This is a genomic window from Lysobacter sp. A289 (assembly GCF_054072675.1).
Genome location: NZ_JBSVRN010000001.1, coordinates 1,812,880 through 1,837,662 on the forward strand (window position 1 = coordinate 1,812,880; position 24,783 = coordinate 1,837,662).

At 65.7% G+C, this 24,783-nt stretch carries 24 protein-coding genes, 1 tRNA gene and 1 pseudogene; 11 read left to right on the forward strand and 15 right to left on the reverse strand.

What is annotated here, in order from left to right; all coding sequences use genetic code 11:
- Positions 1-110 precede the first annotated feature (110 nt).
- The 5 genes and pseudogenes from ACW5DN_RS08400 to ACW5DN_RS08420 form a co-directional block, all read right to left on the reverse strand.
- The gene (locus ACW5DN_RS08400; RefSeq protein WP_456962247.1) at positions 111-1,076 is read right to left on the reverse strand and encodes a ribose-phosphate diphosphokinase; all 966 of its coding nucleotides are present in this window, start codon (positions 1,074-1,076) and stop codon (positions 111-113) included.
- Between the two features lie 42 nt (positions 1,077-1,118).
- Positions 1,119-1,195: transfer RNA gene (locus tag ACW5DN_RS08405), tRNA-Gln, on the reverse strand.
- Positions 1,196-1,302: 107 nt separating this feature from the next.
- Positions 1,303-2,172 (reverse strand): annotated as a pseudogene (gene ispE / locus ACW5DN_RS08410) (4-(cytidine 5'-diphospho)-2-C-methyl-D-erythritol kinase); the annotation flags it as partial.
- Complete coding sequence (gene lolB, locus ACW5DN_RS08415) at positions 2,172-2,843, reverse strand: lipoprotein insertase outer membrane protein LolB (RefSeq protein ID WP_456962248.1); 672 nt, start codon at positions 2,841-2,843, stop codon at positions 2,172-2,174. The gene lolB and the pseudogene ispE, both read right to left, overlap by 1 nt.
- Positions 2,840-4,531: a tetratricopeptide repeat protein gene (locus tag ACW5DN_RS08420; RefSeq protein ID WP_456962249.1), complete on the reverse strand. Its 1,692-nt coding sequence runs from the start codon at positions 4,529-4,531 to the stop codon at positions 2,840-2,842. The genes lolB and ACW5DN_RS08420 overlap by 4 nt, the downstream gene beginning before the upstream one ends.
- Before the next feature lie 95 nt (positions 4,532-4,626).
- Between ACW5DN_RS08420 and hemA the strand changes: the two genes are divergently transcribed.
- Genes hemA through ACW5DN_RS08435 form a run of 3 tightly spaced genes read left to right on the forward strand, consistent with a single transcriptional unit; the run spans position 4,627 to position 8,722 of the window.
- Positions 4,627-5,925 (forward strand): glutamyl-tRNA reductase, encoded by a 1,299-nt coding sequence (hemA, locus tag ACW5DN_RS08425; RefSeq protein ID WP_456962250.1) that lies wholly within the window; start codon positions 4,627-4,629, stop codon positions 5,923-5,925.
- Positions 5,922-7,007: a peptide chain release factor 1 gene (gene prfA / locus ACW5DN_RS08430; protein ID WP_456962251.1), complete on the forward strand. Its 1,086-nt coding sequence runs from the start codon at positions 5,922-5,924 to the stop codon at positions 7,005-7,007. Before hemA ends, prfA begins: the two co-directional genes overlap by 4 nt.
- Positions 7,008-7,024: 17 nt before the next feature.
- Positions 7,025-8,722 (forward strand): O-linked N-acetylglucosamine transferase, SPINDLY family protein, encoded by a 1,698-nt coding sequence (locus ACW5DN_RS08435; RefSeq protein ID WP_456962252.1) that lies wholly within the window; start codon positions 7,025-7,027, stop codon positions 8,720-8,722.
- A 28-nt stretch (positions 8,723-8,750) separates the two neighbouring features.
- Here the strand turns inward: ACW5DN_RS08435 and ACW5DN_RS08440 are convergent, their stop codons facing one another.
- Both ACW5DN_RS08440 and ACW5DN_RS08445 read right to left on the reverse strand, forming a co-directional pair.
- Positions 8,751-9,347 (reverse strand): TlpA family protein disulfide reductase, encoded by a 597-nt coding sequence (locus ACW5DN_RS08440; RefSeq protein ID WP_456962253.1) that lies wholly within the window; start codon positions 9,345-9,347, stop codon positions 8,751-8,753.
- Positions 9,348-9,350: 3 nt separating this feature from the next.
- Positions 9,351-10,613: a YihY family inner membrane protein gene (locus ACW5DN_RS08445; RefSeq protein ID WP_456962254.1), complete on the reverse strand. Its 1,263-nt coding sequence runs from the start codon at positions 10,611-10,613 to the stop codon at positions 9,351-9,353.
- A gap of 74 nt (positions 10,614-10,687) precedes the next feature.
- On the opposite strand from ACW5DN_RS08445, the gene wrbA reads away from it, so the two are divergent.
- The 3 genes from wrbA (at position 10,688) to ACW5DN_RS08460 (ending at position 12,193) form a co-directional block, all read left to right on the forward strand.
- The gene (gene wrbA, locus ACW5DN_RS08450; protein WP_456962255.1) at positions 10,688-11,278 is read left to right on the forward strand and encodes an NAD(P)H:quinone oxidoreductase; all 591 of its coding nucleotides are present in this window, start codon (positions 10,688-10,690) and stop codon (positions 11,276-11,278) included.
- Positions 11,275-11,646, forward strand: coding sequence for a DUF2069 domain-containing protein (locus tag ACW5DN_RS08455; RefSeq protein WP_456962256.1), 372 nt, complete (start codon positions 11,275-11,277; stop codon positions 11,644-11,646). The genes wrbA and ACW5DN_RS08455 overlap by 4 nt, the downstream gene beginning before the upstream one ends.
- A 61-nt stretch (positions 11,647-11,707) precedes the next feature.
- Positions 11,708-12,193: an asparaginase domain-containing protein gene (locus ACW5DN_RS08460; protein WP_456962257.1), complete on the forward strand. Its 486-nt coding sequence runs from the start codon at positions 11,708-11,710 to the stop codon at positions 12,191-12,193.
- On the opposite strand, the gene ACW5DN_RS08465 is transcribed toward ACW5DN_RS08460, so the two are convergent.
- Both ACW5DN_RS08465 and sufT read right to left on the reverse strand, forming a co-directional pair.
- Positions 12,190-12,657 carry a hypothetical protein gene (locus ACW5DN_RS08465; RefSeq protein WP_456962258.1) on the reverse strand — a complete coding sequence of 156 codons (468 nt, stop codon included), beginning with the start codon at positions 12,655-12,657 and terminating at the stop codon, positions 12,190-12,192. The two genes, ACW5DN_RS08460 and ACW5DN_RS08465, sit on opposite strands and share 4 nt — an antisense overlap.
- Positions 12,658-12,826: 169 nt before the next feature.
- Positions 12,827-13,384: a putative Fe-S cluster assembly protein SufT gene (sufT, locus tag ACW5DN_RS08470; protein ID WP_456962259.1), complete on the reverse strand. Its 558-nt coding sequence runs from the start codon at positions 13,382-13,384 to the stop codon at positions 12,827-12,829.
- A gap of 110 nt (positions 13,385-13,494) precedes the next feature.
- Between sufT and ACW5DN_RS08475 the strand changes: the two genes are divergently transcribed.
- The gene (locus tag ACW5DN_RS08475) at positions 13,495-13,929 is read left to right on the forward strand and encodes a hypothetical protein (protein ID WP_456962260.1); all 435 of its coding nucleotides are present in this window, start codon (positions 13,495-13,497) and stop codon (positions 13,927-13,929) included.
- 57 nt (positions 13,930-13,986) lie between these two features.
- Here ACW5DN_RS08475 and ACW5DN_RS08480 read toward each other — a convergent pair whose 3' ends face one another.
- The 4 genes from ACW5DN_RS08480 to ACW5DN_RS08495 all read right to left on the reverse strand — a co-directional run bounded on the left by ACW5DN_RS08480 (position 13,987) and on the right by ACW5DN_RS08495 (position 19,427).
- Entirely contained in the window at positions 13,987-15,408 is a 1,422-nt protein-coding gene (locus tag ACW5DN_RS08480; protein WP_456962261.1) for an NAD(P)(+) transhydrogenase (Re/Si-specific) subunit beta, read from the reverse strand.
- Positions 15,408-15,740, reverse strand: a complete 333-nt coding sequence (locus ACW5DN_RS08485) for an NAD(P) transhydrogenase subunit alpha (RefSeq protein ID WP_456962262.1) — start codon at positions 15,738-15,740, stop codon at positions 15,408-15,410. The genes ACW5DN_RS08480 and ACW5DN_RS08485 overlap by 1 nt, the downstream gene beginning before the upstream one ends.
- Positions 15,741-15,851: 111 nt before the next feature.
- Positions 15,852-16,961: an NAD(P) transhydrogenase subunit alpha gene (locus ACW5DN_RS08490; RefSeq protein WP_456962263.1), complete on the reverse strand. Its 1,110-nt coding sequence runs from the start codon at positions 16,959-16,961 to the stop codon at positions 15,852-15,854.
- A 90-nt stretch (positions 16,962-17,051) separates the two neighbouring features.
- Positions 17,052-19,427, reverse strand: coding sequence for a DUF1631 family protein (locus ACW5DN_RS08495; RefSeq protein WP_456962264.1), 2,376 nt, complete (start codon positions 19,425-19,427; stop codon positions 17,052-17,054).
- 139 nt (positions 19,428-19,566) lie between these two features.
- On the opposite strand from ACW5DN_RS08495, the gene ACW5DN_RS08500 reads away from it, so the two are divergent.
- The 3 genes from ACW5DN_RS08500 to ACW5DN_RS08510 are packed head-to-tail and all read left to right on the forward strand — an operon-like array spanning position 19,567 to position 21,706.
- Positions 19,567-20,181, forward strand: a complete 615-nt coding sequence (locus tag ACW5DN_RS08500; protein ID WP_456962265.1) for a nitroreductase family protein — start codon at positions 19,567-19,569, stop codon at positions 20,179-20,181.
- Entirely contained in the window at positions 20,178-21,104 is a 927-nt protein-coding gene (locus ACW5DN_RS08505; RefSeq protein ID WP_456962266.1) for a 5'-3' exonuclease, read from the forward strand. Before ACW5DN_RS08500 ends, ACW5DN_RS08505 begins: the two co-directional genes overlap by 4 nt.
- A gap of 44 nt (positions 21,105-21,148) precedes the next feature.
- The gene (locus tag ACW5DN_RS08510; RefSeq protein ID WP_456962267.1) at positions 21,149-21,706 is read left to right on the forward strand and encodes an NUDIX hydrolase; all 558 of its coding nucleotides are present in this window, start codon (positions 21,149-21,151) and stop codon (positions 21,704-21,706) included.
- Between the two features lie 7 nt (positions 21,707-21,713).
- Here ACW5DN_RS08510 and pip read toward each other — a convergent pair whose 3' ends face one another.
- Both pip and prmC read right to left on the reverse strand, forming a co-directional pair.
- Entirely contained in the window at positions 21,714-22,655 is a 942-nt protein-coding gene (pip, locus tag ACW5DN_RS08515; RefSeq protein WP_456962268.1) for a prolyl aminopeptidase, read from the reverse strand.
- Positions 22,656-22,761: 106 nt separating this feature from the next.
- On the reverse strand, positions 22,762-23,586 hold the full coding sequence (gene prmC / locus ACW5DN_RS08520; protein ID WP_456962269.1) for a peptide chain release factor N(5)-glutamine methyltransferase: 825 nt from the start codon (positions 23,584-23,586) through the stop codon (positions 22,762-22,764).
- Positions 23,587-23,949: 363 nt separating this feature from the next.
- Between prmC and ahpC the strand changes: the two genes are divergently transcribed.
- Positions 23,950-24,513: an alkyl hydroperoxide reductase subunit C gene (ahpC, locus tag ACW5DN_RS08525; protein ID WP_456962270.1), complete on the forward strand. Its 564-nt coding sequence runs from the start codon at positions 23,950-23,952 to the stop codon at positions 24,511-24,513.
- Positions 24,514-24,783: the final 270 nt, after the last annotated feature.

Sequence of the window (24,783 nt, forward strand, 5' to 3'; positions counted from 1 at the left end):
TACTCACTTTGGACTTGCATTGAGCCGCCTCGCGGCGGCAGGGACGCTCACCCGCGACCAGGTGAGCGTTGGTTGCAGGCACGGTGGATACCCGTGACTGCACGATGGGATCAGTCGACGTACAGCGAACTGACCGACTCGCCGCCGGCGATGCGGCGGATCGTCTCGGCCAGCAGCTCGGCGACACTGAGCTGACGTACCCGGCCACACTCGCGCGCCGCGTCGGTCAACGGAATGGTATCGGTTACCACCAGCTCGTCCAGCTCGGAGTTGCGGATATTGCTGATGGCCGGGCCCGACAGCACCGCGTGGGTGCAGTAAGCCACGACCTTGACCGCGCCTTGCGCCTTGAGCGCGGCAGCGGCAGCGCACAGGGTACCGGCGGTATCGACGATATCGTCGACCAGCACGCAGATCTTGCCGGAGACGTCACCAATGATATTCATCACCGTGGAGACATTGGCGCGCGGGCGACGTTTGTCGATGATCGCCAGGTCGGCATCGTCCAGGCGCTTGGCGATGGCCCTGGCGCGAACCACGCCGCCCACATCAGGGCTGACCACGATCAGGTTGTCGGTGCCGTGCGCACGCCAGATATCGGCCAGCAGCAGCGGGGACGCATAGACATTGTCGACCGGGATGTCGAAGAACCCCTGGATCTGGTCGGCATGCAGGTCGATCGTCAGCACCCGGTCGCAATCCACCGAGTTGAACATCTTGGCCGCCACCTTGGCGGTGATCGGAACCCGCGAGGAGCGCGGCCGGCGATCCTGCCGCGCGTAACCGAAATACGGCACCACCGCGGTCACGCTGCTGACCGAGGCCCGCTTGAGCGCATCGATCAGGACCAGCAGCTCGACCAGGTTCTCCGCGCTGGGCGCGCAGGTCGGCTGGATCACGAAGACCTCTTGCCGACGGACGTTCTCCTCGATCTCGACCTGGACTTCGCCATCGGAGAAGCTGCTGACCAGCGCTTTTCCCAGACGAATGCCCAGCTCCTTGCAGACCGCCTCGGCCAGGGGGCGGTTGGCATTGCCGGAGAAGACCAGCAAGTTGCGATCAGTTTGGACAGACATGTTCCGCGTAGCTCCGGCCTTGCGGCGGGTGTGTTTCAGGGTTGGCAGGGGCGGTAGGATTCGAACCTACGAATGCCAGGATCAAAACCTGGTGCCTTGGGCCTCTTGGCGACGCCCCTGTAAAACTGGTTGTGGGTGACTCGTTTATCTAACGCGCTGTATCCGATTCGTCTTGCCAACTGCGTACTGGTACCTGACCACTTGTATCCAGACCGCATCCAGCGGCCGCCTCGACAGCGACATGCAACGGCGACCGTACCGCACCCGGTGCCAGCCAGGCCTTGATGCCCGATGGCAGCGCCGTCAGCGCAGCCTGGGCAGGTTCGCGGTCGGCGAACTCGACAAAGCAACCACTGCCGGACCCGGTCAAGCGCGGCGAGCCATGACGCGCCAACGTTGCGAACATGGCCTCGATGGCTGGTTCGCGGCTGCGTAGCACTGGCTCGAACGCGTTCCCGAGCGGTACACCCGAAACGAAGTCGGACATTGTCGCGGCCCGGGCATCGCGCGTCAATTCCGGGGATTGGAACAGCTCGGCAGTCGATACCCTGACTCCCGGGTCGGCCAGCAGGTACCACGCGGGCGGCAACGGAACCGGCGTCAGCAATTCACCCACGCCTTCGCCCCAGGCGTTGTGGCCGCGCACGAACACCGGCACATCGGCGCCCAACTGCAAACCAAGTGCGGCAAGCCTCTCCAGCCCCAGCCCGGTACCCCACAAATGATCCAGTGCGAGCAACACGGTGGCTGCATCGGACGAGCCACCGCCAAACCCTCCGCCCACGGGAATCTTCTTCTCGACCCGGATGTCCGCACCCAGCCGCGTGCCTGCAAGCGCCTGCAGGTGCCTTGCGGCGATGACCGCCAGGTCATCCGCCTCGTCCACGCCGGTCGCCGATGCGCCGTGACGGATGATCCGACCGTCAGGGCGCACACGCAGGTGAACCGTATCGCCCCAGTCCAGCAACCGGAACACCGTTTGCAGCAGATGGTAGCCATCCGCGCGGCGACCCGGGATGCGCAGGAACAGGTTGAGCTTGGCCGGCGCCGGCCATGCGCTCCAGCTCGCCGCCAATCCGGCCAGAGAGGCGCCCATCAAGTCGCCGGCGGCAGCTCGCCACCCACGCCATCGGTGCCGCCCTGATCACGGCGCCATTGGTCGATGATCAATTTCACCCGTGCGTTGCCACGAACCGCGTCAACGCGGGAAGGCAGTGCGCCGGTTCCGGTCGAGGCGGCCGCTTGCGGCCATTCGTACTCGATTGCCCACCCGTCCTGTTCAATCCGCCACGGCAGGCCATTGCTGCCGTACTGGATCCGTGCGGGGCCCAACGCCTGCGCCCGGGCACCGCGCGCCCATTCGGCCAATGCCACCACCGGGATGTCCCAGCCGGTGATGCTCAACAGCAGCATGCGTGCGTCGGGGCCGGTTCGTGGCCCGCCTTCCAGGCCTTCCAGGCGTGCAGCACCGGCACCACCAGAAAGGTGCCAGCTCTGCCGGGTGACCGGGGCGCTGAGGGCGATGTGGTAACGCGGTCCGGTCTGGGTCCAGTCGATCCGGCCACTGCCGCCTTTGCCGTCATTGGACACCCCGATACGGCCGATCAACGACCAGTTCTGCTGCGCACGCACCGTCTGCTCGCGTGCCTGCTGGGCGGCCTCGGCGGCGGCGAGCTGTGCCGGGCCAAGGTCCGGCCGCACCGGCGCGGCGACACAGGCCGCCAGCAGCAGCACCAGCAACGCCGCAATGCCGTGACGCAGGCTCATGTACCGGTGTTCTCGAGCGCCCGCTGCAAGGAGCGATTGTCCGGATCCAGCTGACGCGCTTCCTCGAAATACTTGCGTGCCTCGTCATGCCTGCCCAGCGCCCACAGCACCTCAGCCAGGTGAGCGGCGACTTCCGCATCCTTCTGCAACGCGAATGCCTGGCGCAGCTCACCCAGTGCCTCCTCGGTTCGGCCGAGCCGATACAGGACCCAGCCGTAACTGTCGATGATCGCCGCGTTGTCCGGTTGTGCTGCGCGCGCTCGATTGATCAGCTCCAGCGCCTCCTGATAGCGATCGGTGCGGTCGGCAAGGGTGTAACCCAAGGCGTTCAACGCGGCGACCGATTCCGGCTCGATCACCAGGATCCTGCGCAAATCGGCCTCGGCACGGGCGATATCGTCACCGCGTTCCCAGCTCAAGGCACGGGCGTAGAGGATCTCCAGGTCATCCGGGAAAGCCGCCAGGCCGCGCGAGAACGCGTCCTTCTCGCTCACCGGGTCCTGGCCTTTGTCATGCAACGACGCCTCCAGCAGATAGGCGTCGCGACGGATGTCATCGGGTGCTCTTGCATTGGCCTGGACCTCACGCAGCAGCTTGAACCCCTCTTCGCCCCGGCCCATCTCATACAACACCTTGGCGCTGCGCAGGCGGGCCGGCCAGCGCTGCGGGCCGCCAGGCACATCCTGGTACCAGCCCAGCGCCTCATCGAAGCGATCAAGAAACTCGGCCATCTGGCCCAGCAGCAGGCGCCGCTGCGGATCCGGCGCATTGGCTGTGGCGCGCAGTTCGTCGTACAACGCGGTCAATGCCGCGTTGTCCTGGTCCCGGGCGAGCAGCGAAGCACGCAACGCGTAGGTATGGTCGTCCTGTGGTCCGCGAGCCAGGGTCGCGGCGGCGGCATCGAGATCTCCCAGCGCGTCGTATTCGTAGGCGATCGCCAGCCGCAGGTCAGCATCACCTTCCGCACGGGCGGCCACCGAGTCCAGCACGTCGCGCGCCTGATCGTCCTGGTTCGCCTCGCGCAGTTGGCTGGCATGCAATAGCGCCACCCGTGGCTCACCCGGGAACCGCTTGACCACTTCTGCGACGATGCGCTTCGCCAGCGCCGGCTGCTCAAGCCTCTGGGCAAGTCCACCAAACGCCAGCCAGGCTTGCAGACGGGGCGGAATACGACCTTGCCTGACCAGCGCTTCCAATACCTCGGCAGCCTGCTCGGGGTCACGCGCTCCGGCGGCGATCACGCTCAGCGCCTGGCGCCAGCCCTCATCCCCGGGCGTGGCCAGCAGTCGAACCAGGTACCCGCGCGCACTGCGTTCGTTGCCCCGACGCAGCGCCAGGGCCGCTTCGGCGGCCAGCAAGTCGACTCCCTCGGCACCCTGCTCGCGCCACAGTGTCAGCAGGCGACCGGCCGCTTGCTCGTCACGGGCCAACAATGCGATGCGGGTCGCCCGCTCGGTCAAGGCGACATCATCGGCGGCCAGCGCGGCTGCCAGATACCAATGCGAGGCTTGCTCCAGCTTCCCCGCCTGCAGTGCAAACTCGGCGGCCAGCAAGGGCTCCAGCGTACCTACGACCGGGTCATCGACCGGCGCCAAGACCGGTTCGGACGCTCGGCCGACGGGCGCCACCAGCCCCAGCAAGGCGACAATGACGGCACTGGCGGCGAGTGCGCGCAAGGCAGCTGGCATCGGATTCGGGATCCTCGTTCCACGGGGCCGGTAGAATACCGACCTTCGGCAGCCAGCAGCTTATCGCAAGCACCTGAACCGGTAACGCATCTTCAATGAGTTCGGCGACAACCAATTTGCATGTTCTCGGCATCAACCACCAGACCGCGCCGGTCAGCCTGCGCGAGCGGGTGGCGTTTTCGGCTGAGACCTTGCCGGCGGCGCTTGCGTCCCTTCGCGCGCTGTCCCAGGTCCAGGAAGTCGCGTTGTTGTCGACCTGCAACCGGACCGAGATTTATGCGGTCAGTACCGACGATGGCCAAGCCGTAGCCAACTGGCTGGCCAATTGTCCTGGTGAGTTTGGCGGCTCCGGCGATGCGCTGCACGATTATTTGTACCGGCATGCCGATGCGGACGCGGTCCGGCACCTGTTCCGGGTCGCCACCGGACTGGACTCACTGGTCCTGGGCGAGCCACAGATCCTCGGCCAGGTGAAGGATGCCTGGGCCAGCGCACGCGCGGCCGGCAGTCTGGGCACCCGGCTGGACGGGCTGTTCCAGCACACCTTCACTACCGCCAAACGTGCGCGCACCGACACCCGCATCGGTGCCAATCCGGTGTCGGTTGCCTCGACTGCAGTGCGCCTGGCACAGGAATCATTCGCTGCGCTGGAAGATTCGACCGTGCTGCTGATCGGTGCCGGCGAGACCATCGAGCTGGCCGCGCGCCATCTGGTGCACGCCAAGGTCAAGCGGCTGCTGGTCGCCAACCGCACCCTGGCGCACGCGCAAGCGCTGGCCAGTCGCCACGGCGGGGTCGCCCTGCCGCTGGCGGAGCTGGACCGGCACCTGTCCGAGGCCGACATCGTGCTATCGGCCACTGCCGCGCGCGAGCCGATCCTGCATCGCGAACAAGTCGCCACCGCGCTGGCCACGCGCAAACATCGACCGATGCTGCTGCTCGACCTGGCGGTGCCGCGCGACATCGCTGCCGATGTCGCCAGCCTGCGCGATGTCTATCTCTACACCGTCGATGATCTGGAACGATCGATCGAGGACAATCGTCAGGGGCGCCGCGAGGCCGCCAATCAAGCAGAGGCGATCGTCGAGGTGCAGGTCGCCCGCTTCATGGAATCGATGATCGGTCGTACCCGCACCGCCCCGCTCAAGCGCCTGCGCGCCCATGGCGAAGCGGCCCGGGCCGAGGCATTGGCGAAAGCCAAAGCGCAGCTGGCTGCCGGCGAGGAGCCTTCCGCCGTACTCGACTTCCTCGCCCACACGCTGACCAACCGGCTGTTGCATGCCCCAACCATCGCTTTGCGCGAGGCCGCCTGGACCGGAGACACGGAGCTGGCACGGGCCACCGACAAGCTGTTCCCGATCGACGGCAGCACCCCGGACGACGAGAACCCATGACCCCAAGCCTGCGCCGCAAGCTCGAAGCCCTCGTCGAACGGCGCGAGGAGCTGGAGCGCCTGCTCGCCGATCCCGGCGTGATCGGCGACAACCAGCGTTTCCGCCAGCTCTCGCGCGAGTTCTCGCAACTGGAGCCGGTTGCCATCGCACTGGCCAACGAGACCGCGGCCAACGCCGATCTCGCCGCCGCCCAGGCCATGCGTGACGACCCGGAACTGCGCGAGTTGGCCGACGAGGAGATCACCGCCGCCACCGAACGCCTGCACCAGCTGGACGCCGAGCTGCTCGCCCACCTGGTCCCGAAAGACCCGCGCGATGACGGCGATCTCTACCTGGAAGTCCGCGCCGGCACCGGCGGCGACGAAGCGGCGATCTTCGCCGGCGACCTGTTCCGGATGTACTCGCGCTACGCCGAGCGCCACGGTTGGCGGGTCGAGGTCGAATCGGCGAGCCAAGGCGAGCACGGCGGCTTCAAGGAGGTCATCGCCCGCGTCGAAGGCCGCGGCGCCTACTCCAGGCTGAAGTTCGAATCGGGCACCCATCGGGTCCAGCGCGTGCCCGAGACCGAGTCCCAGGGCCGCATCCACACCTCGGCGGCCACCGTCGCGATCATCGCGGTGGAACCCGAAGGTGAGCCGATCGAGATCAACCCGGCCGACCTGCGGGTCGACACTTTCCGCTCTTCCGGCGCTGGCGGCCAGCACGTCAACAAGACCGACTCGGCAATCCGCATCACCCATCTGCCCAGCGGCATCGTGGTGGAAAGCCAGACCGAGCGCAGCCAGCACGCCAACCGCGACACCGCGATGAAGCGCCTGCGCGCCACCCTGGCCGAGCAGCAGGCCAGCAAAGCCGCCACCGCGATTGCCCAGGACCGCAAGCTGCAAGTTGGCAGTGGCGACCGCAGCCAACGCATCCGCACCTACAACTATCCGCAGGGCCGGATCACCGACCACCGGATCGAGGGGCTGACCTTGTACGACCTGCCCAACATCCTGACCGGCGATCTGGATGGACTGGTGGAGCGGCTCCAGCAGGAGCACCAGGCCGATGAACTGGCGCGACTGACCCACAGCGAATGAAGCAGGGGACTTGAGCCATGCCGCCCATCGACCAGGGCCATGACCTGCGCCGAGCGGTGGCCCGCGAACCGCACAACCCGATGGCATGGATCGTCCTGGCGGAAGCTGAACTGGACGCCGGCGACGCCAAGGCCGGCGAGGCGGCCTGCCAGCGTGCACTGGCATTGCGTCCGGGACATCCTGAAGCACTGGCGCGCCTGGGCCGCGCACAATGGATGCAAGGCAACCGCGCCCAGGCTGCGGCCAGCCTGCGCGCCGCGGCACGCAACGCGCCCGACCATCCCGGCATCGCCGTCTGGCTGGGCCATGTACTGGAAGACATCGGTGAGGCCGAAGCGGCCGCAGATGCCTACGCACGCGCCCATGTCCTCGCCCCCGGCGAACCCCAACTGGCCGCCTATTTGCTGGCCTGGCGCCGCAAGCTGTGCGATTGGCGCGATCTGGACCGGCTGTCGGCCCAGGTTCGCGACGCCGTCCGCCGCGGACAGGCCGCGATCGAACCATTCGCGTTCCTGAGCGAGGACAGCACCGCCGCCGAGCAACTTCACTGCGCCCGCCTGCGCTCGGCCAGCATCGCTCGTGCCGTGCGACCGCTGTCCACGCGCCAACCCATCCACGCCAGTAGCAGGCCGGTGCGGGCCGGCTTGTTGTCGAACGGGTTTGGCGCCCACCCGACCGGTCTGCTGACGGTAGCCCTACTCGAAGCGCTGGCCACCCAGGCGCGGATCGACGTTCACCTGTTCGCCCTCAATCCCGACGATGGCAGTCCGATCCGGGAGCGACTCGGTCGGGCGACCCGGTTGCATGACGTCGCCGGACGCCGTCATGCCGACGTCGCGGAGGCCATCCGGGAGGCCCGGATCGACGTGCTGTTCGACCTGCGCGGCTGGGGCGGCGGCGGCGCGCCGGAAGTCCTGGCGATGCGGCCGGCACCGGTACAGGTCAACTGGCTCGCCTACCCGGGAACCTCGGGTGCGCCCTGGATCGACTTCGTGCTGGCGGATGGGTTCGTCCTGCCCGAATCGCTGGCACCGCATTTCAGCGAAAAGGTGGTCCGCCTGCCCCGCTGCTTCCAGCCCTCCGACACCACACGCGAAGTCGCGCCGCCACCGCCGCGCGCCGAGTGCGGCCTGCCGCCGCGAATCGATGGCAACGGTGTTGTGTTCTGCTGCTTCAACAACAGCTACAAGCTCAACCCCCACAGCGTGAAGCGTGCGTTGGCGGTGTTGCATGGCGTCCCCGGCAGCGTGCTGTGGTTACTGTCCGGACCGGGTCATGCCGACCAGCGGTTACGGGCGGTGGCCCAGGCCGAAGGCGTTGACCCCCAACGCCTGGTGTTCATGGCCAAGCAACCGCATGCGGACTATCTTGCGCGCCTTCGCCACGCCGACCTGTTTCTAGATACCGAGCCGTATAACGCCCATACCACCGCCTCTGACGCGCTGTGGGCCGGCTGCCCGGTACTGACCCGGCCCGGTCAGACCTTCGCTTCACGCGTCGCCGGTAGCCTCAACCACCATCTCGGGATGGATGAGATGAACATGCTCGACGACCGGTCGTTCATCGCCCGCGCCATTGAGTTGGGTCGCAACCCCCGACAGTTGGATACGGTCCGGTCCAGGCTGGATCAGCGTCGCCGCGATAGCGATGTGTTCGACATGGACGGCTTCGCCAGCGATTTCGCGTCGGCGGTGCTCGCGATGAGCGCCGGCTGAGGCACCGCACCATCTCCATCGGTGCCGCTTACGTAGCGGCAATCAGCGCCTCGATCTCCTTGGCGGTGACCGGGCCAAGGATCTTTTTGGCCACGCTGCCGTCGGGCGCGATCAGGTAGGTCATCGGCAACCCACGCGGGGTGTCAAAGCCGACCGGCGGATCGTAGGTATCGACGATGGTGATCGGGTACACCACCGGGTGCTCCGCCAGGAATGCCTTCAAGTCCGCCGGCTGGATGTCCTCGTACGCCAATCCGATCACCTCGATGTGCTGGCGCATCGCATCCAGGGCAGACAGCTCCGGCATCTCCTCCAGGCACGGCCGGCACCAGGTGGCCCAGAAATTCACCACCACCCACTTGCCACGATGGTCGGCCAGATCGTAAGGGGCGCCATCGATGGTGGTGACCTGCAAGACCGGAACATTGGCCGCGTCTGCTGGCGGCGCGGCCTGTCCTGGCGTGGTCACTTCCGTGCCTGGCGAGTCCGGCACAGCCACCGTCGACTCCGGCGACGGCGACGCAACAACCGACTCGGTCGCGGGGTCCCCGGCGGGCTGGCAGGCGACGAGCAGGCTTGCCAGCAGTACCGCAACCAGTAATACGGCAGCGCTCATTCGGGTCATGGTTCAGTCCTCGGCATGGATGGTGGAAACCCGGCGTTTGAGCAGGTCGCGCAAGGGTATCCGCAAATCATCCAGGGCGGCGACCGCGGACTTGCCCAAGGCATCGTCCCGGCACGGCAAGTGCACCTCCGCGATCGGGATGCGCAGCTGGCAGGCCTCGTAGATCTCGCCCAGTGCCAGGTTGTCGAGGTCCCGGGCAAGTAGCCACTGTCCGTCGTCGGCGCGCCGCACCACATTGATCCCGCCTAGCTGGGCAAGCATTTCCTGGATCAGCGCGTCGGTCAGGATCGGTTCCAGGCGCTGGATATCCTCGCTATGCAGCCCCTCCCCGCGTTCGCGCGCCTCGTTGAAACGCGCCAACAGCCGCATCAAGCCGTATATCTCGTATCCAACCGGCAGGCGCATCGATACCGGTTGATAGCGGAATGCAGAACTGGACGAGGCCAGCGATGCGCCCAGCAACACACCCACCCAGCTCAGGAATATCCACATCATGAAGATCGGCACGAACGCGACGGTGCCGTAGATCCGCGAGTAGTTGCCGAAGGTGCCCAGGTACACCCCCAACCCCCAGCGAACCAGTTCGAACAGGCAGGTGGCCAGCACCGCGCCGGCAATCGCATGCCTCCACTGCACGGTGCGATGGGGGACGACGCGATAGATCGCCGAGAATGCAATCAGTTCCAACACCATCGGCGCCACCTGCAGCATCACCACTTCCAAGGCGTGCCCGGCGGTGGTGTCGAAAACCGACAGCGAGAAGAAACGCGCCGACACCGCCAGGCTGGCCGCCGCAATGATGGCCCCCAGCGTCAGCACGGTCCAGTACACCAGGAAGCGACCGACCTTGGGCCGGGTCGCCTTGACCCGCCAGATCCGGTTGAACGTGACTTCCACGCCGTTCAGGGTAATCAGCACCGACACCACCAAGGCGACAATGCCCGCCGTGGTGAGCTGGCCGGCATTGCTGGAGAACTGCAACAGGTACCCCTCCACCGAGCGCGCCGCGGACGGCACGAAGTTGGAGAAGATGTAATCACTCAGCCGCTCGCTCCACTCGGCGAACACCGGGAATCCGGACAGCACCCCGAAGACCACCATCGACAGCGGCACCAAGGCGAATACGGTGGTGTACGACAACGCGCCGGCGGCCTGGAACAGGTTGTCGCCCAGCACTCGCCTGCCAAGAAAGCGCAGGAAGCTGAGCACGCGCGGGCGATCGCGCACGCGCTCGCTCCAGCGGTTGAGGGAGTCCAGTGGTTCCATCCACAGCAGGTTAACTGATGACGGCAGCGGCTTCCTCTATCCTTGAGCGCTTTGATGCTGGGTGCGCAAGGCTAATGGCGGAAATTCTGGTGCTTTACTACAGCCGCAACGGGGCGGTCGCACGGTTGGCGCGGCAGATTGCACGCGGGATCGGCGAGATCCCGGGCATGAGTGCCCGGCTGCGCACGGTGCCGCCGGTCAGCGCAGTCACCCAGGCGGTCGCACCATCGGTGCCGGAGGATGGAGCGCCCTACGTGGAACCTCGCGACCTGGAGGAATGCGCCGGGCTGGTGATTGGCAGCCCGACCCGCTTCGGCAACATGGCCGCGCCGCTCAAGCACTGGCTGGACGGGCTGGGCGGGCAATGGGCGAGCGGCACCCTGGTGGGCAAGCCGGCGGCGGTGTTCACCTCCACCACCACCATGCACGGCGGTCAGGAGTCGACCCTGCTGACAATGATGGTGCCGCTGCTGCACCACGGCTGCCTGCTGGTGGGGATCCCGTTTACCGAGCCGCTGCTCAGTACCACCCAAACCGGCGGCACACCATACGGCGCCAGCCACGTCACTGGCACGGGCGATGACCGGCCAATCAGCGACGAGGAAGCGCACCTGGCGCGGGCGCTCGGCAAGCGGGTCGCGATGATTGCCGGGAGGCTGGGATGAGTACGCCGCGCGAACCCGAGACCACAACACGGTCGCATCCGGCCCGCTCGATGTCGCTGGTGTTTGGCTTGATCGGATTGGCGGTGCTGTATGCGGCATGGTTTGCGCCGGCGCGCGATTGGGTCGCCTTGACCGTATTTGGGTTGCCGCCGTTGGCGCTGGGGATCGCGGCATGGTTTGGCTGGCGCACGGCCGGGTTCTGGGCTTCGGTACTGGCGCTGGCCTGGTTCAGCCACGGGATCATGGCGGCATGGACACGCCCGGCCGAGCTGGGGTTCGCCTTGATGGAAACCTTGCTGGCACTGGTGGTGATATTCGCCGCAAACCTGCCTGGGCTGCGTGCACGATTCGGAGCGAGGCGCTCGTAGACCTGCCACCCTGGCAACGCCGGTGCCTATAATCGTCGGTCAACCCGCAACGCGAAGCCCCATGGACCAACTCTGCATCGTCACCACCGGCGGCACGATCGACAAGATCTATTTTGACGACAAGTCGGATTACCAGATCGGCGAGCCACAGATCGGACTGATCCTGGAGGATCTGGGGGTCGCGTTCCGCTATCGGGTGATCCCGATCCTGCGCAAGGATTCGCTGCATATCACCCACGATGACCGCGAGCTGATCCGGGCAACGATTGCGGCACAGGACGCGCGCTGCGTGCTGGTCACCCACGGCACCGACTCGATGGTGGAGACGGCGAAGGTACTGGCCAGCATCCCCGGCAAGGCCATCGTGCTGACCGGTGCGCTGAACCCCGCACGATTCCGTGGCTCCGACGCCCAGTTCAATATCGGCACCGCCGTCGGCGCGGTGCAATCGCTGCCGGCCGGGGTCTATATCGCCATGAACGGTCGTATCTGGGACCCGACCAAGGTGCGCAAGAACGTCGAAGCGAACCGGTTCGAGGCGCTCTAAAGGTCGCCGCCAATCGGTTCCGGCGGCGGCACCTTCGACCCCTGCTGGATCGTCGCAACGCCGTCGATCTCGATGTATTCAACCTGTGGATCCGAGCCGAACTGCGCCATCAGGGCCGCCGCCTCTTGCCGGTCCAATGGACGCGACGTGGTGAATACGTCGGCACCCACCGCCAGGCGGCGCTGCCAATCCAGTTGCAATGGTTGGCCCGTCGCAGCCCCGTGCAGACCACTGGCGGCAGCACTGGCTTCCAGCTGGGCGCGCGCGGCTGCCGGGCTTTGCGCCGCAACGCTGCCATCGCGATACTTCACGATGAAGCGCTGGTAGGGGCCTTCACCGGTTAGTTCGCCGAGCTTTGTCGGAGCCGGCGTGACTGCCGGTAACGCAACGGCGTCATCCACCGTTGGCACCGGCGTCAGGTCCTGCGGCTCCGGATTCCCCGTCGCCACGGCGCAAGCGCTCATGCCAGCGACCAATGCGACCGCAAGCCCGGCGCGAAAAAAAGGGTATGGGCCATGCATGGGCTCCTCCACAAACGCTGGAAAAAATACACGCTACAGCATGCCCAGGATGCAGGGAGTCATGGAACCGTCACCCATCAGCGTTCGACGGAACGCAGCGGGTGATCAAGCCTCAAAGCATCCCGGTCTCGAGCTGGGCGGCCTCGGACATCATGTGGCGGTTCCAAGGTGGCTCGAACACCAGCTCCACGTCGGTTTCGGTGACCGTCGGAATCATCTTGAGCTTGTCACTGACGTCCGCCACCAGGATCTCACCCATGCCACAACCCGGAGCGGTCAGGGTCATCCTGACCTCGACCAGCCGCTGTCCCGCTTGTTGCGGATGCGCCTTTACGGTGGCCTCGTAGATCAGCCCCAGATCGACCACGTTGATCGGAATCTCGGGGTCGAAACAGGTCCGCAACTGCTTCCACACCAGTTCCTCGACAGCGCCTTCATCCGCGCCATCGGCAAGCTCCAGCGGTTCGGGAGGCTCCTTGCCAATGGCATCTGCGTCTTCCCCGGCGATACGAAACAGGTTGCCATCCACGAATACGGTGTAACTGCCTCCCAGGCTTTGGGTGATGTAACCCGTGGTGCCGGCGGGCAAGTTGACCACGTCACCCTGGGGGACCAATACGGCAGGACAGTCGCGCTCGAAACGGACCGGTTCGCTGTTGCGTGAATACATGTGGGAGGCCGCCAAGACCGGCTTTCTGGAATTAGCACCATTCTAGTCCAATATGCCATTGGTCGCGCGCCCGCTATGCTGCACGGCGGCCCGACTCGACATCCCTTTCCATGGCTCCATCCTCACGATTGACTGACCGCAGGTTCCGGCTCTCGCACTGGGCACTTTCGCGCCTGCTGTTGGGGCTGGGCATCTGCGGGTTCGCTGCAATCTGGGTGATGCTGGCCGTCTACACCGACTCCCAGAAGAGCTGGATGGCGGTCGTGGGCGCACTGGACGTCGCCGTGATCCTGCGCCTGGGTGGTTGGCGTGCGGGCGTGGGGCGCATGCTGCTGGCGGTGCTGTCCACGGCCGCGATCGTGGCATTGGCCAACTGGGGCATCATTGCCTCCCACCTGGGCGCGATGCTGGGCCTGCTGCCGTGGGATTCGGCCACCCGGCTGGGTTTCCACCACGCGTGGACCCTGGCGGGGCTGGCCAACGACGCTGCGGATCTGGCCTGGCTGTCGCTGGCGTTGCTGGTGGCTGCGCTGACCACCCGCTGAGCGAACTCCTGACGGGCTGCCTCGCCAAACCAGGTCGTTCTTGCGCGGCCCGATGCCTCAGCCGTCCAGCGCCTTGAGCTCCGACACCAGTGCGCCGACCATCTCCGCGCCATCGCCGTACAGCATCCTGGTGTTGTCGGCATAGAACAGCGCGTTCTCGATACCCGCGAAGCCGGTGCCCTTGCCGCGCTTGATCACCACTGCGTTCCTGGCATTCATCACGTCCAGGATCGGCATGCCGTAAATCGGGCTGGCGGGGTCAGTTTTCGCCACCGGGTTGACCACGTCGTTGGCGCCAATCACGAGTGCCACGTCGGTCTGCGGAAACTCCGGGTTGATATCGTCCATGTCGACGATCAAGTCGTACGGCACGCCTGCCTCGGCCAGCAACACGTTCATGTGGCCGGGCATCCGGCCGGCAACCGGATGGATCGCGAACTTCACCTTGACCCCGCGCTCGATCAGCTTCTGGCTCAGCTCCCACACCTTGTGCTGCGCCTGGGCCACCGCCATGCCGTAGCCGGGCACGATCACCACCCGCTCGGCATACGCCATCATCGCGGCGACATCCCCAGCCTCGATCGGCTTCTGCGTGCCGTCAATCTCCTGTGCCTCACCACCGCCGCCAAAGTGGGAAAACAGCACCCCACTGATTGGCCGGTTCATCGCCTTGGCCATCAGCCGCGTCAACAACATGCCGGCCGCACCGACCATGGTGCCGGCAATGATCAGCGCCTGGTTGCCGAGCACGAAACCCTCGAACGCGACGGCCAGGCCGGTCAAGGCGTTGTACAGCGAGATCACCACCGGCATGTCGGCCCCGCCGATCGGCAGTGTCATCAACACGCCCAGCAGCAGCGCCAAGGCGAAGAACGCGATGATCACCGGCACCTCCAGCGACACCACCGCCCAGCCACCGGCCACCAGCATCGCGATGAAGACCACGGCGCTGAGCAGCTGCTGGGCCGGAAACACCACCCGCCTGTCCAGCCTCCCATCGAGCTTGGCCCACGCGATCACCGAGCCCGACAGCGATACCGCGCCAATGGCCGCGCCCAATACCGCCAGCACCAACACCGACAGCACCGGCGTCACGGCGTCGGCGGATGCCGCGGCCGGCTGGCCCGACGTCATTGACGAGAATTTCAGCAACTCCACCGCGCCAATCCCCGCCGCCGCGCCGCCGCCCATGCCGTTGTAGAGCGCCACCATCTGCGGCATGTCGGTGATCGCCACCTTGCGCCCGGAAACCCACGCGGCAACCGTGCCAATCACCAACGCGACCACGATCAGCTCGAAGTTGTGCAGCCCCGGCAGCAGGAAAGTCGCGGCCGTCGCCACTACCATCCCGACGCCCGCCCACCGGATGCCACTACGCGCGGTGCGTGGCGAGGCCATCCGCTGCAAACCAAGCAGGAACAAGGTTGCGGCGATGAAGTAACTGCTCGCCGCCAACAGCGATTGCCACCCGTCAGCCATCACGCCGGGCCACCTGGCTGATCGTCGGAGTGATCGCCGGATTTTGCGGCCGGCTTGCTGGGCTTGAACATGTCCAGCATGCGTTCGGTCACCACGTAACCGCCAGCGGCATTGCCCGCACCGAGCAATACCGCGACGAAACCAATGACCTTCTCAACCGTGGTGTCCGCATGGCCCAACACCACCATCGCGCCGACCAGCACGATGCCATGGATGAAGTTGGAGCCAGACATCAGCGGGGTGTGCAGGATGACCGGCACCCGGGCGATGATCACGTGGCCGGCAATCGCCGCCAGCATGAAGATATAGAGCCCCATCAGTCCATCGCCCATCGTTGCTTCTCCGCAAGGTGTTGGTCGCATCATAACCGTGTCGCGGACGCGCTCACCCAAGCGTCCGGCACACATTGAAGCGGCTCGCGATAGCGCGGGCCATCGCCGTGGTTACACCGCCTCTGGTCGTTCCGGCCACACGGTTTTCGCCAGCAATTCATCGTCCCAGTCGAATTGGGTGGCTCCGTCGACAAGGAACAGGCCGACGAAGTTGAATACGTTGCGGGCAAACATCTCGCTGGCGTGGGTCGCACCACTGCTGGCCAGGTCAAGCGGCCCGGCGATGGTGACGCCGTCCGCCTGGATGGTCTCGCCCGGCCGGGTCGACTCGCAGTTGCCACCGGTCTCGGCGGCCAGGTCGACGATCACGCTCCCGGTTTTCATTCCCGCCACCATGGCCTCGCTGATGATCTTCGGCGCAGGCCGGCCAGGTACGGCCGCCGTGGTGACCAGGACATCCACCACCCTGAGGTGTTCGCCAAGCCGACGCTGCTGCTCGGCGCGCTCCTCATCGGTCAGTGCACGCGCATACCCGCCCTCGCCCGCCGCGCTGACCCCCAGATCGAGGAACTTGGCTCCCAATGATTCGATTTGCTCGCGGGTTTCAGGACGGACATCAAAACCCTCCACCTGTGCGCCCAGGCGCCTGGCGGTCGCGATCGCCTGCAGGCCGGCCACCCCCGCCCCGACCACCAGCACCTTGGAGGGCCGGATGGTTCCCGCCGCGGTAGTCAGCATCGGGAAGAAACGCGGACTGAGCTGGGCGGCGATCAACATGGCCTTGTAACCGGCCATGCCGGCCTGCGAGCTGAGCACGTCCATCGCCTGCGCGCGGGTGGTTCGAGGCAGGCGCTCCAGCGGGAAGGCCAGCAACCCGCGCGAGGTGATTGCTTCGGCGCGCGCCGCGTCTGCCTGCGGGGCGAGCTGTCCGACCAGCGCGGCACCATCGCGCAACTGCCCCAGCAATTCCACCGGCGGTGCCTGTACGCACAGGACCAGGTCCGCATCGCGCAGCGCGGACTCGGCATCATCCATCAGCTCAACCCCGGCTTGCCGGTAAGCCTCATCGTCGAAGCCTGCTCGCAACCCTGCACCACGTTGCATGCGCACCTTGGCACCGGCAGCAGTGAGTTTTTTCGCTGTTTCAGGGATCAACGCAACACGGCGTTCGCCGGGGGCAGTCTCGCTTGCCACGCCAATGGTTATCGCCGTCGCGGTCATGCACATACTTCCTTGCCGAGGTTGGATCATCGTAACCAATGACCCTCGTCAACGCGATGCGCCCTCGGCGGCGAAGTCCCAACCAGGTGTTCAGTGGGTATGGGCGGCCCGATCGAGCTGCACCCGCACGTGTTGCATCGCCTGCTCGAAAGCCGTCGGCTCACAACCCGTCCGCAATCGGCCGACCCCGGCGAGCATCGCCAGCTCCTCGACGGACGCCACCAACAGCCGCACGCCCCGACGGCTGACCAACAGCCGGCGCCCGGTGACCGGACTGACCCAGGCAATCTTCGCCGCGCTGGAGTTGCCCCGGATATCGGTCACTTGCAACCAGCTGCCCACGGCCAGCGAACGCAGTTGATCGGCTTGGGAGGGATCGAATTCCAGTCGCTCCCCCTTGTCCAGCCACAGATGCTTCTCCTGCGCGTCCTCCTCGGCCTCACTGGCGGGCGCTGGATGCAGATCGCGTGGCGTGTTGGGATAGACCAACCCTTTCACCAATACCGCCAAACCATGCTCGGCAGCGCTGTGACCCAGCCCGGAGCTGGCCAGGCAGGTGCTGATCGCCGGCTCTATTGCCAGCAGGTGGCGGGCGAGATCGCGACCACGGCCTTCCGCGGCGATCCGGTCTGCCTCCACCAACGAGTCGCCCAGCGCTACCGCCTCGACCAACTGCTCGCTGTCGGGACCTTCACGCAGCAGCACCTGGACCAGATGGTGCCGCCAGGTCGTACTCAGGAACTCGGCCACGGCAGGGCTCAACGGCGGAGCGGCGAGACGCCGCGACAACAAGGTGTCGGTGTACTCGCGCGCGTGGTTCAGCCGCTCGCGACCATAGGTCGCCTTCGCCGCGCGCTCGGCCTGCAATTCGATGCGTCGCCGTTGCTGCTGCAACATCGTGTCCAGCTCATGATGGGCGATCTCGAAGATCGCCAGATCCTCGTTGTACTCGGCGACCACGCGTTGCGAGATAGCGGTCGCCCGATCCAGCAGCTCACGCTCATGGGCGGTCTCGCCGCGATTGCCGGCGATCGCCTCGGTGATCGAGTCGAACAGTCGCCGCGCGGGATGCGCCGGCTGCACGAACAGCTGCTGGTCCGTCAACGCCACCTTGACAAAAGGCAACACCAGGCGCGCGTACACCCGCCGCGCCGGAGCCTCGAATTGCTGGCTGTGGAACAGCGAGTCGAACACCAGCCCGACCAGGTCGATCGCATCCTCGTCTTCGGTGCTGAAGCGGATCCGCTGCGGATCCAGTCCCAACCGGCGCGAACCACCGCTGAGTTGTTGCCGGATCACATCGGCCAGTGTCCCGGAGCCCGCCAGCGCACGGGCGAAGGCATCGGCGGGCTCGGCCTGCAACAGCGAGGCGACACTGACCACCTCATCGAGCCGCAACTCGTGCCATTGCGACGAAGCGCCCGCCTTGGCATGGTTGGCCGGCTCAGCGGGGCGGTTCAAAGCCCCCTCTCGCCAGGCATGCAGCATGCTGCGAAGCTCACCCAATTCGTGCGGCGTAGCGGAATTGCCGCCGGTATTTGCACCGGCGCCAGCCTGACCGCGATGGCCATGGCCTGCCTGCTCTGACTGGCCTGCTGGGCCATGACGTCCGTAACCCTGATCTGACTCCGCTACGCGACCGTCGCCCTCCTGATGGTCGTACCCACCGTGTCCACCATGCCCGATGTGGTCTGCGTGGCCGTGACCATCGTAGTTTCGTCCGCCTCGTCCGTCGAACCCATCCGCATGGCCGGATTCGCCATGACCCAATTCACCATGACTCAACTGGCCTTGGCCCGATGGCGCCGGCGACCGCGGCCCGGCGGAAACGGATGGTCGGCGAGGCACCTGCCCCACGCCATAGCCCGCCGCTGCCAACAGGGTATTGGCCTTGGCGTATATCTCGTCCAGCGTCCGGATCAGCTCGTGTTGGTAATGGCCAAACAGATGCCCGCGCAGGATCTCGGGGATCTGCTCGTCGCTAAAGGTCTCCACGAAGGTGTTGGCCAGCCGTAGCGGGCCGATCGGGTTAATGGTGGATTCCACGCCAAGCGCAGCGGCCAGCAGTCCCAGGCGCCGGTCCATCACCTCCAGCGGCTCGTCAAAATGCTGCTGAAGCACCGTGACGAGCGCTTGCCCCGCCAGGTGGAAATCGATCTGGGTGTCCTCGACCAAGCCCAATGGTTGGTCGCCTTGATTGCGAGCGTGCGGCGAGCGGAAATCGTCAAACCCCTGAGCGATTTGCTGCCGGTAACGCATCACCTGGGCTGCATGGTGTTGGCGCAACACCCACAATGCAGACTGGCTCTGATAGACGACTTGCCCGGCATGGGCGTCATCGCCACCCATGGCTGCGGCATTCAACGTCTCCTCGATCGGCCCGTAGAACTCCCCAGGCAGCCCACCCAAATGCTCCAGCACCAGTCGCTTGATCTGCTCAAGCACCCGGGTAGGATCAGTTGGCACGGCGTTGACGCCACGGGATGGTTGGATAGGCACGTCTACTCCGAGACTGGCGTGACGCTGACTCGTCCCCAACGGACGCACTATGCAGCTTAGTGGCAAGATACGTCAGCCGATTATTACCTTCATCAAACTGTGATGCATGTCCGCAAACCACCCCAACACCTATCACACTAGCCCTTCACAGTCATCCAATCCGTTGGCGCCGCTGGACGCCCGCCGCTCGGTGCCTTTCATGCTGCTGGGCGAGCCGGGACCCGACCCGGCTACCTTGCTGCGCCTGCTGGGCAGCGCGACACGCGTGCCCGACCACGGCGCCCGGGTGCCGTTTCGGTTTGTATCCATCCGCGGCGAGGCACGTCGCGTATTCGGCGAGCAACTGGCGATGCGTCACCTGGCCGCCGACCCGCAAGCAAGCGAAGCGGCTATCGCCAAGGATCGCGATCGCTACCTGCATGCCCCGGTGATCGTGGCCCTGGTCGCCCGACTGGGGCCGGATGAAAAGATCCCCGCACAGGAACGCCTGCTCACCGCAGGCTGCACCGGTTTTGCGTTGTTGCAGGCTGCGCAGGCAATCGGCTTCGGTGGCTGCTGGCTGACTGGCTGGGCCGCCTACGACCGTGGCGTGGCCAGCCTGCTGGGCCTGGACGAAACGGAACACGTTATCGGTTTCATCCACCTGGGGACTCCTTCCCGCCAAGCGCCTGAACGCAAGCGCCCCGATCCCGCCGAGCTGCTCACCCAGTGGACACCTTGAGCGCTTCGACCGCCGCGCCCACCCGCACCCTTTATCTGGTCGACGCCAGCTTGTACGTGTTCCGGGCCTGGCACTCGATGCCCGATGAGTTCCGCGACGCCGACGACTGGCCAACCAACGCGGTGCACGGCTTCGCCCGATTCCTGCTGGAGCTGCTTGATCGGGCCCGGCCGCAGCACATCGCGGTGGCCTTCGACGAAGCACTGGATTCGTGTTTTCGCAACCTGCTGTATCCCGCCTACAAGGCCAACCGCGACCCCGCACCGGAAGAGCTCAGGCGCCAGTTCGGGCAGTGCCGGGCCTTGTGCGCGGCACTCGGGCTGAGCGTACTGGGGCACCGCCATTACGAAGCCGACGACCTGATCGGCAGCGCCTGCGTACAGGCACGGGCGCACGGTTTCCGGTCGGTGATCGTGTCTGCTGACAAGGACCTGTCGCAACTGCTTGGCGAGCACGACGAGCAGTGGGATTTTGCCCGTGGCCAGCGCTGGGGCGCGGACGGGGTGCCGGCCCGGCACGGGGTACAGGCGCGGCAGATGGCCGACTACCTGGCGCTGTGCGGCGATGCGGTGGACAACATTCCCGGGGTACCGGGGATCGGCGCAAAAACCGCCGCGGCATTGCTGGCGCACTTTGACACCCTGGACGCCCTGCTCGAACGCGTCGAGGAAGTCCCGTTCCTGCGCCTGCGTGGGGCCAAAGCTTGCGCGCAACGGCTGCGGATGCATCGCGAGCAAGCCCTGCTATGTCGGCAACTGTCCACCATCGCCTGCGACGTGGCGTTGGAGGGCAGCCAGGAACATTTCCTCCGCAACACCGCCGATGGCGCGACCCTGGGGGCCTTGTGCAATGGCCTGCGCTTCGGCCCGATGACCCGCCGCCGGCTCTACAACGCCGCAGGCCTTGAATTCGCCCCCGCCTGAAGGCAAACCGTGTTTTCGCGGCAAGGCGCGGTTAGCATCGAACCATGACCGATCACGACGAAACTCCCGAAATCCTCTACGACGGCCAATGGCTGCGCATGGTCCGTCGCGGCCGCTGGGAGTATGCCGAGCGCACCCACGGCAACGGCATGGCGGTGATCATCATCGCCGTCACGCCCGATGACCACGTGCTGTTCGTGGAGCAATACCGGGTGCCGCTCGGCGCCCGCACCATCGAGATGCCCGCCGGGCTGGTCGGCGATGACCATGCCGAGGACACCCTGGCCAGCGCGGCGCATCGGGAGCTGGTCGAGGAAACCGGCTGGGAGCCCGGTCGTGTTGAGGTGCTGCTCACCGGACCAACCTCTTCGGGGATGAGCAGCGAGCGCATCGCGTTCGTGCGTGCGTCGGACCTGGTCAAGGTCGGCGAAGGCGGCGGCGTCGACAACGAAGACATCACCGTGCACAAGATCCCGCGCCCGCAGGTCCCGGAGTGGTTGATGCAGAAGCAGCGCGAAGGCTTCGAACTGGACCTGAAACTGTGGGCCGGGCTGTGGATGATTGATCGCAACCCGGACGGTTCACCCGCCAACCCGGCCTGAGCGCGAGCTAGGCAAAGCCGTCGGTCGCACGTACCAGCGCATCGACGTTTTCAGCCTCGAATGCCGAATGGCCCGAGGCCGGACTGATCGACAACTCGGCCTTCGGCCAGGCCTGGTGAAGGTCCCAGGCGTTTTGCACCGGGCAGACCACGTCATAGCGGCCATGCACGATGATGCCGGGAATATCGGCGATGTTGCCGATGTCACGCAGCAACTGGTCGTCAACCTCGAAGAAGCCGCTGTTGACGAAATAGTGGTTCTCGATCCGGGCAAACGCGAGGGCGAACTGCGGGTCTTCGTGGCTGCTGGCGAAATCCTCATCGACATGCAGGAAGCTGGTCGCGCCTTCCCAAACGCTCCAGGCCCTGGCGGCGGCCAAGCGGGTCTTCTCGTCGCTGCTGGTCAGTCGACGGTGGAACGCACTGATCAGGTCGTGGCGCTCGACCTCGGGGATCGCCTGCACATAGTGCTGCCAGGCCTCCGGGAACAGCCGGCTGGCACCTTCCTGGTAGAACCACTCCAGCTCCCAGCGCCGTAGCATGAAGATCCCGCGCAGAACCAGCTCGGTCACCCGCTTGGGATGTTTCTCGGCGTAGGCCAGTGCCAGCGTCGAGCCCCAACTGCCACCGAACACCTGCCACCGGTCCACGCCCAACTTGACCCGCAGCTTCTCGATGTCCTCCACCAGGTGCCAGGTGGTGTTGTTCACCAGGTCGGCGGGCGGCGTCGAGCGGCCGCTGCCGCGCTGGTCGAACAGGATGATCCGGTACCTGGCCGGATCGTGGAAGCGTCGCATCTTGCTGCTGCAACCACCGCCCGGGCCACCGTGCAGCAACACCACCGGCTTGCCGTCGGGGTTGCCGCACTGCTCGTAGTACAAGGTGTGCCGTTCATCGACCTCGATGGTGCCGGTGTCGTAGGGCTGGATCTCGGGGTATAGGCTGCGCATGCTGACGCTCGCTGGAAAGATGGCTTGAGTCTAACGAGGCCTCACCGTTGCCGCACTCCCCGAGCCGACCGGTGCGCCAACCCGCGATGCCGGCCTGCCAACCGGTTCAATCCGGCTTGCGACCCAGGCTGGTGCGATCGCGCTGCTCCAGGTCGGCGAACGTCGCCACCTCGGCCAGCCCGGCCTCACGCAGCAGCCCGCGTACGCGTTCGCCCTGGTTCCAACCATGCTCCAGCAGCAGCCAGCCACCCGGCACCAGGTGCCGCGGCGCATCGCGGGTGATTACCCGCAGCGCGTCCAGTCCGTCTTCGCCGGAGACCAGCGCCTCGCGCGGCTCGAAACGCAAATCGCCCTGGCCCAGATGGACATCGGCCTGGGCGATGTAAGGCGGATTGCTTGCGATCAAGTCGAAGCTTGCGCCGGCAAGCGGGGTCAGCCAATCCCCCTGTGAAAACTCGATGTTCGGCACGCCCAACCGCCCCGCATTGTCGATCGCGACCTGCAGCGCATCCGCACTGGCATCGGTGGCAACCACGCGCGCCAGTGGCCGTTCACGTGCCAAGGCAATCGCGATGGCACCGCTACCGGTGCCCAGGTCCGCAATCGAAACCCGCTCTGTGTCGGGCAATCGATCCAATGCCAGCTCGACCAGTAACTCGGTCTCGGGTCGCGGGATCAGCACTGCCGGGGCCACCCGCAGGTCGAAGTCCCGGAACCCCCGCTGGCCAAGCAGGTAGGCCACCGGCTCGCCCGCGCGGCGACGTGCAAGCAAGTCGTCGAACCGCGCCGATGCCTCCTTGTCCAAAGAGTCGTCGCCATGGGCATACAGCCAGCTTCGGGGCCGCCCCAGCACGTGGGCGAGCAACAACTCCGCCTCGCCGGGCTCGGTTCCCGACCGTGCCGCGCGCAGTGTGTGATCTATGCGTGCCATCGGACTCCAGCATCGGCGTGTTTCAAATCGGTGTGTTTAACCTGCCGCATCGTACCGGAGACAACCCTGCGGCGTTCCGCAAAAAGCGTGGGTTGAGCGGCGAAATGGCACGACTTCACTTGATAAACGAGCGGATCACCGCGATCTGGACTGGAGTGTGCTGGTACTCCACCGGCTGCGCCCACGGCGCACACTCCGGGATCCAGACGTGATCCGCCCACTGCCATCGATGTCAGGTATCAGCGCTCTATTGATAGTTTCTATCTATTACAATGATAAATTCAATCGATTTGAACAATCGGAATGGCCGATCTATGATGGCTTCACTCTCTCCTGTTCATCCACCAACCCGAGGATCCATTGATGTCTCTGATCAATACCGAAATCAAGCCGTTTACGGCCCAGGCGTTCAAGAACGGCAAGTTCATTGAAGTCTCCGACGCTGACCTGAAGGGCAAGTGGTCGGTCGTATTCTTCTACCCGGCCGACTTCACCTTCGTCTGCCCGACCGAGCTGGAAGACCTGGCCGAGAACTACGCCGAGTTCCAGAAGCTGGGCGTGGAGATCTACAGCGTCTCCACCGACACCCACTTCGCCCACAAGGCGTGGCACGACAGCTCCGAGGCGATCAAGAAGATCGAGTACACGATGGTCGGCGACCCGACCGGCACCATTACCCGCAACTTCGAGGTGATGATCGAGGACGTCGGCCTGGCCGATCGCGGCACCTTCGTGATCGACCCGGACGGCAAGATCCAGATCATCGAGATCAACGCCGGCGGCATCGGCCGCGACGCGTCCGAACTGCTGCGCAAGGTCAAGGCCGCCCAGTACGTCGCCGCCCACCCGAACGAGGTCTGCCCGGCCAAGTGGAAGGAAGGCGAGAAGACCCTGGAGCCGTCACTGGACCTGGTCGGCAAGATCTAAGGATCGCCTGATCCGTTGCCGTTACCCGGCAACGGATCGTCACCCCGCAACAAACTGTCACCTGGCAGCACACCGTCATCTGACAGCAAACCGTCATCCCCGCGAAGGCGGGGATCCATGGACGTCAAGTCGTCGATTGGCAACGTCCTTGGACTCCCGCCTGCGCGGGAGTGACGATCCCTACGGGAGTGACGGTCGCTGCAAAAGCGAGCTGGTCAGGGCTTCTCCAAGGTCTGCACCACGCTTCATGTGACACGGAGTCCGGGCGCA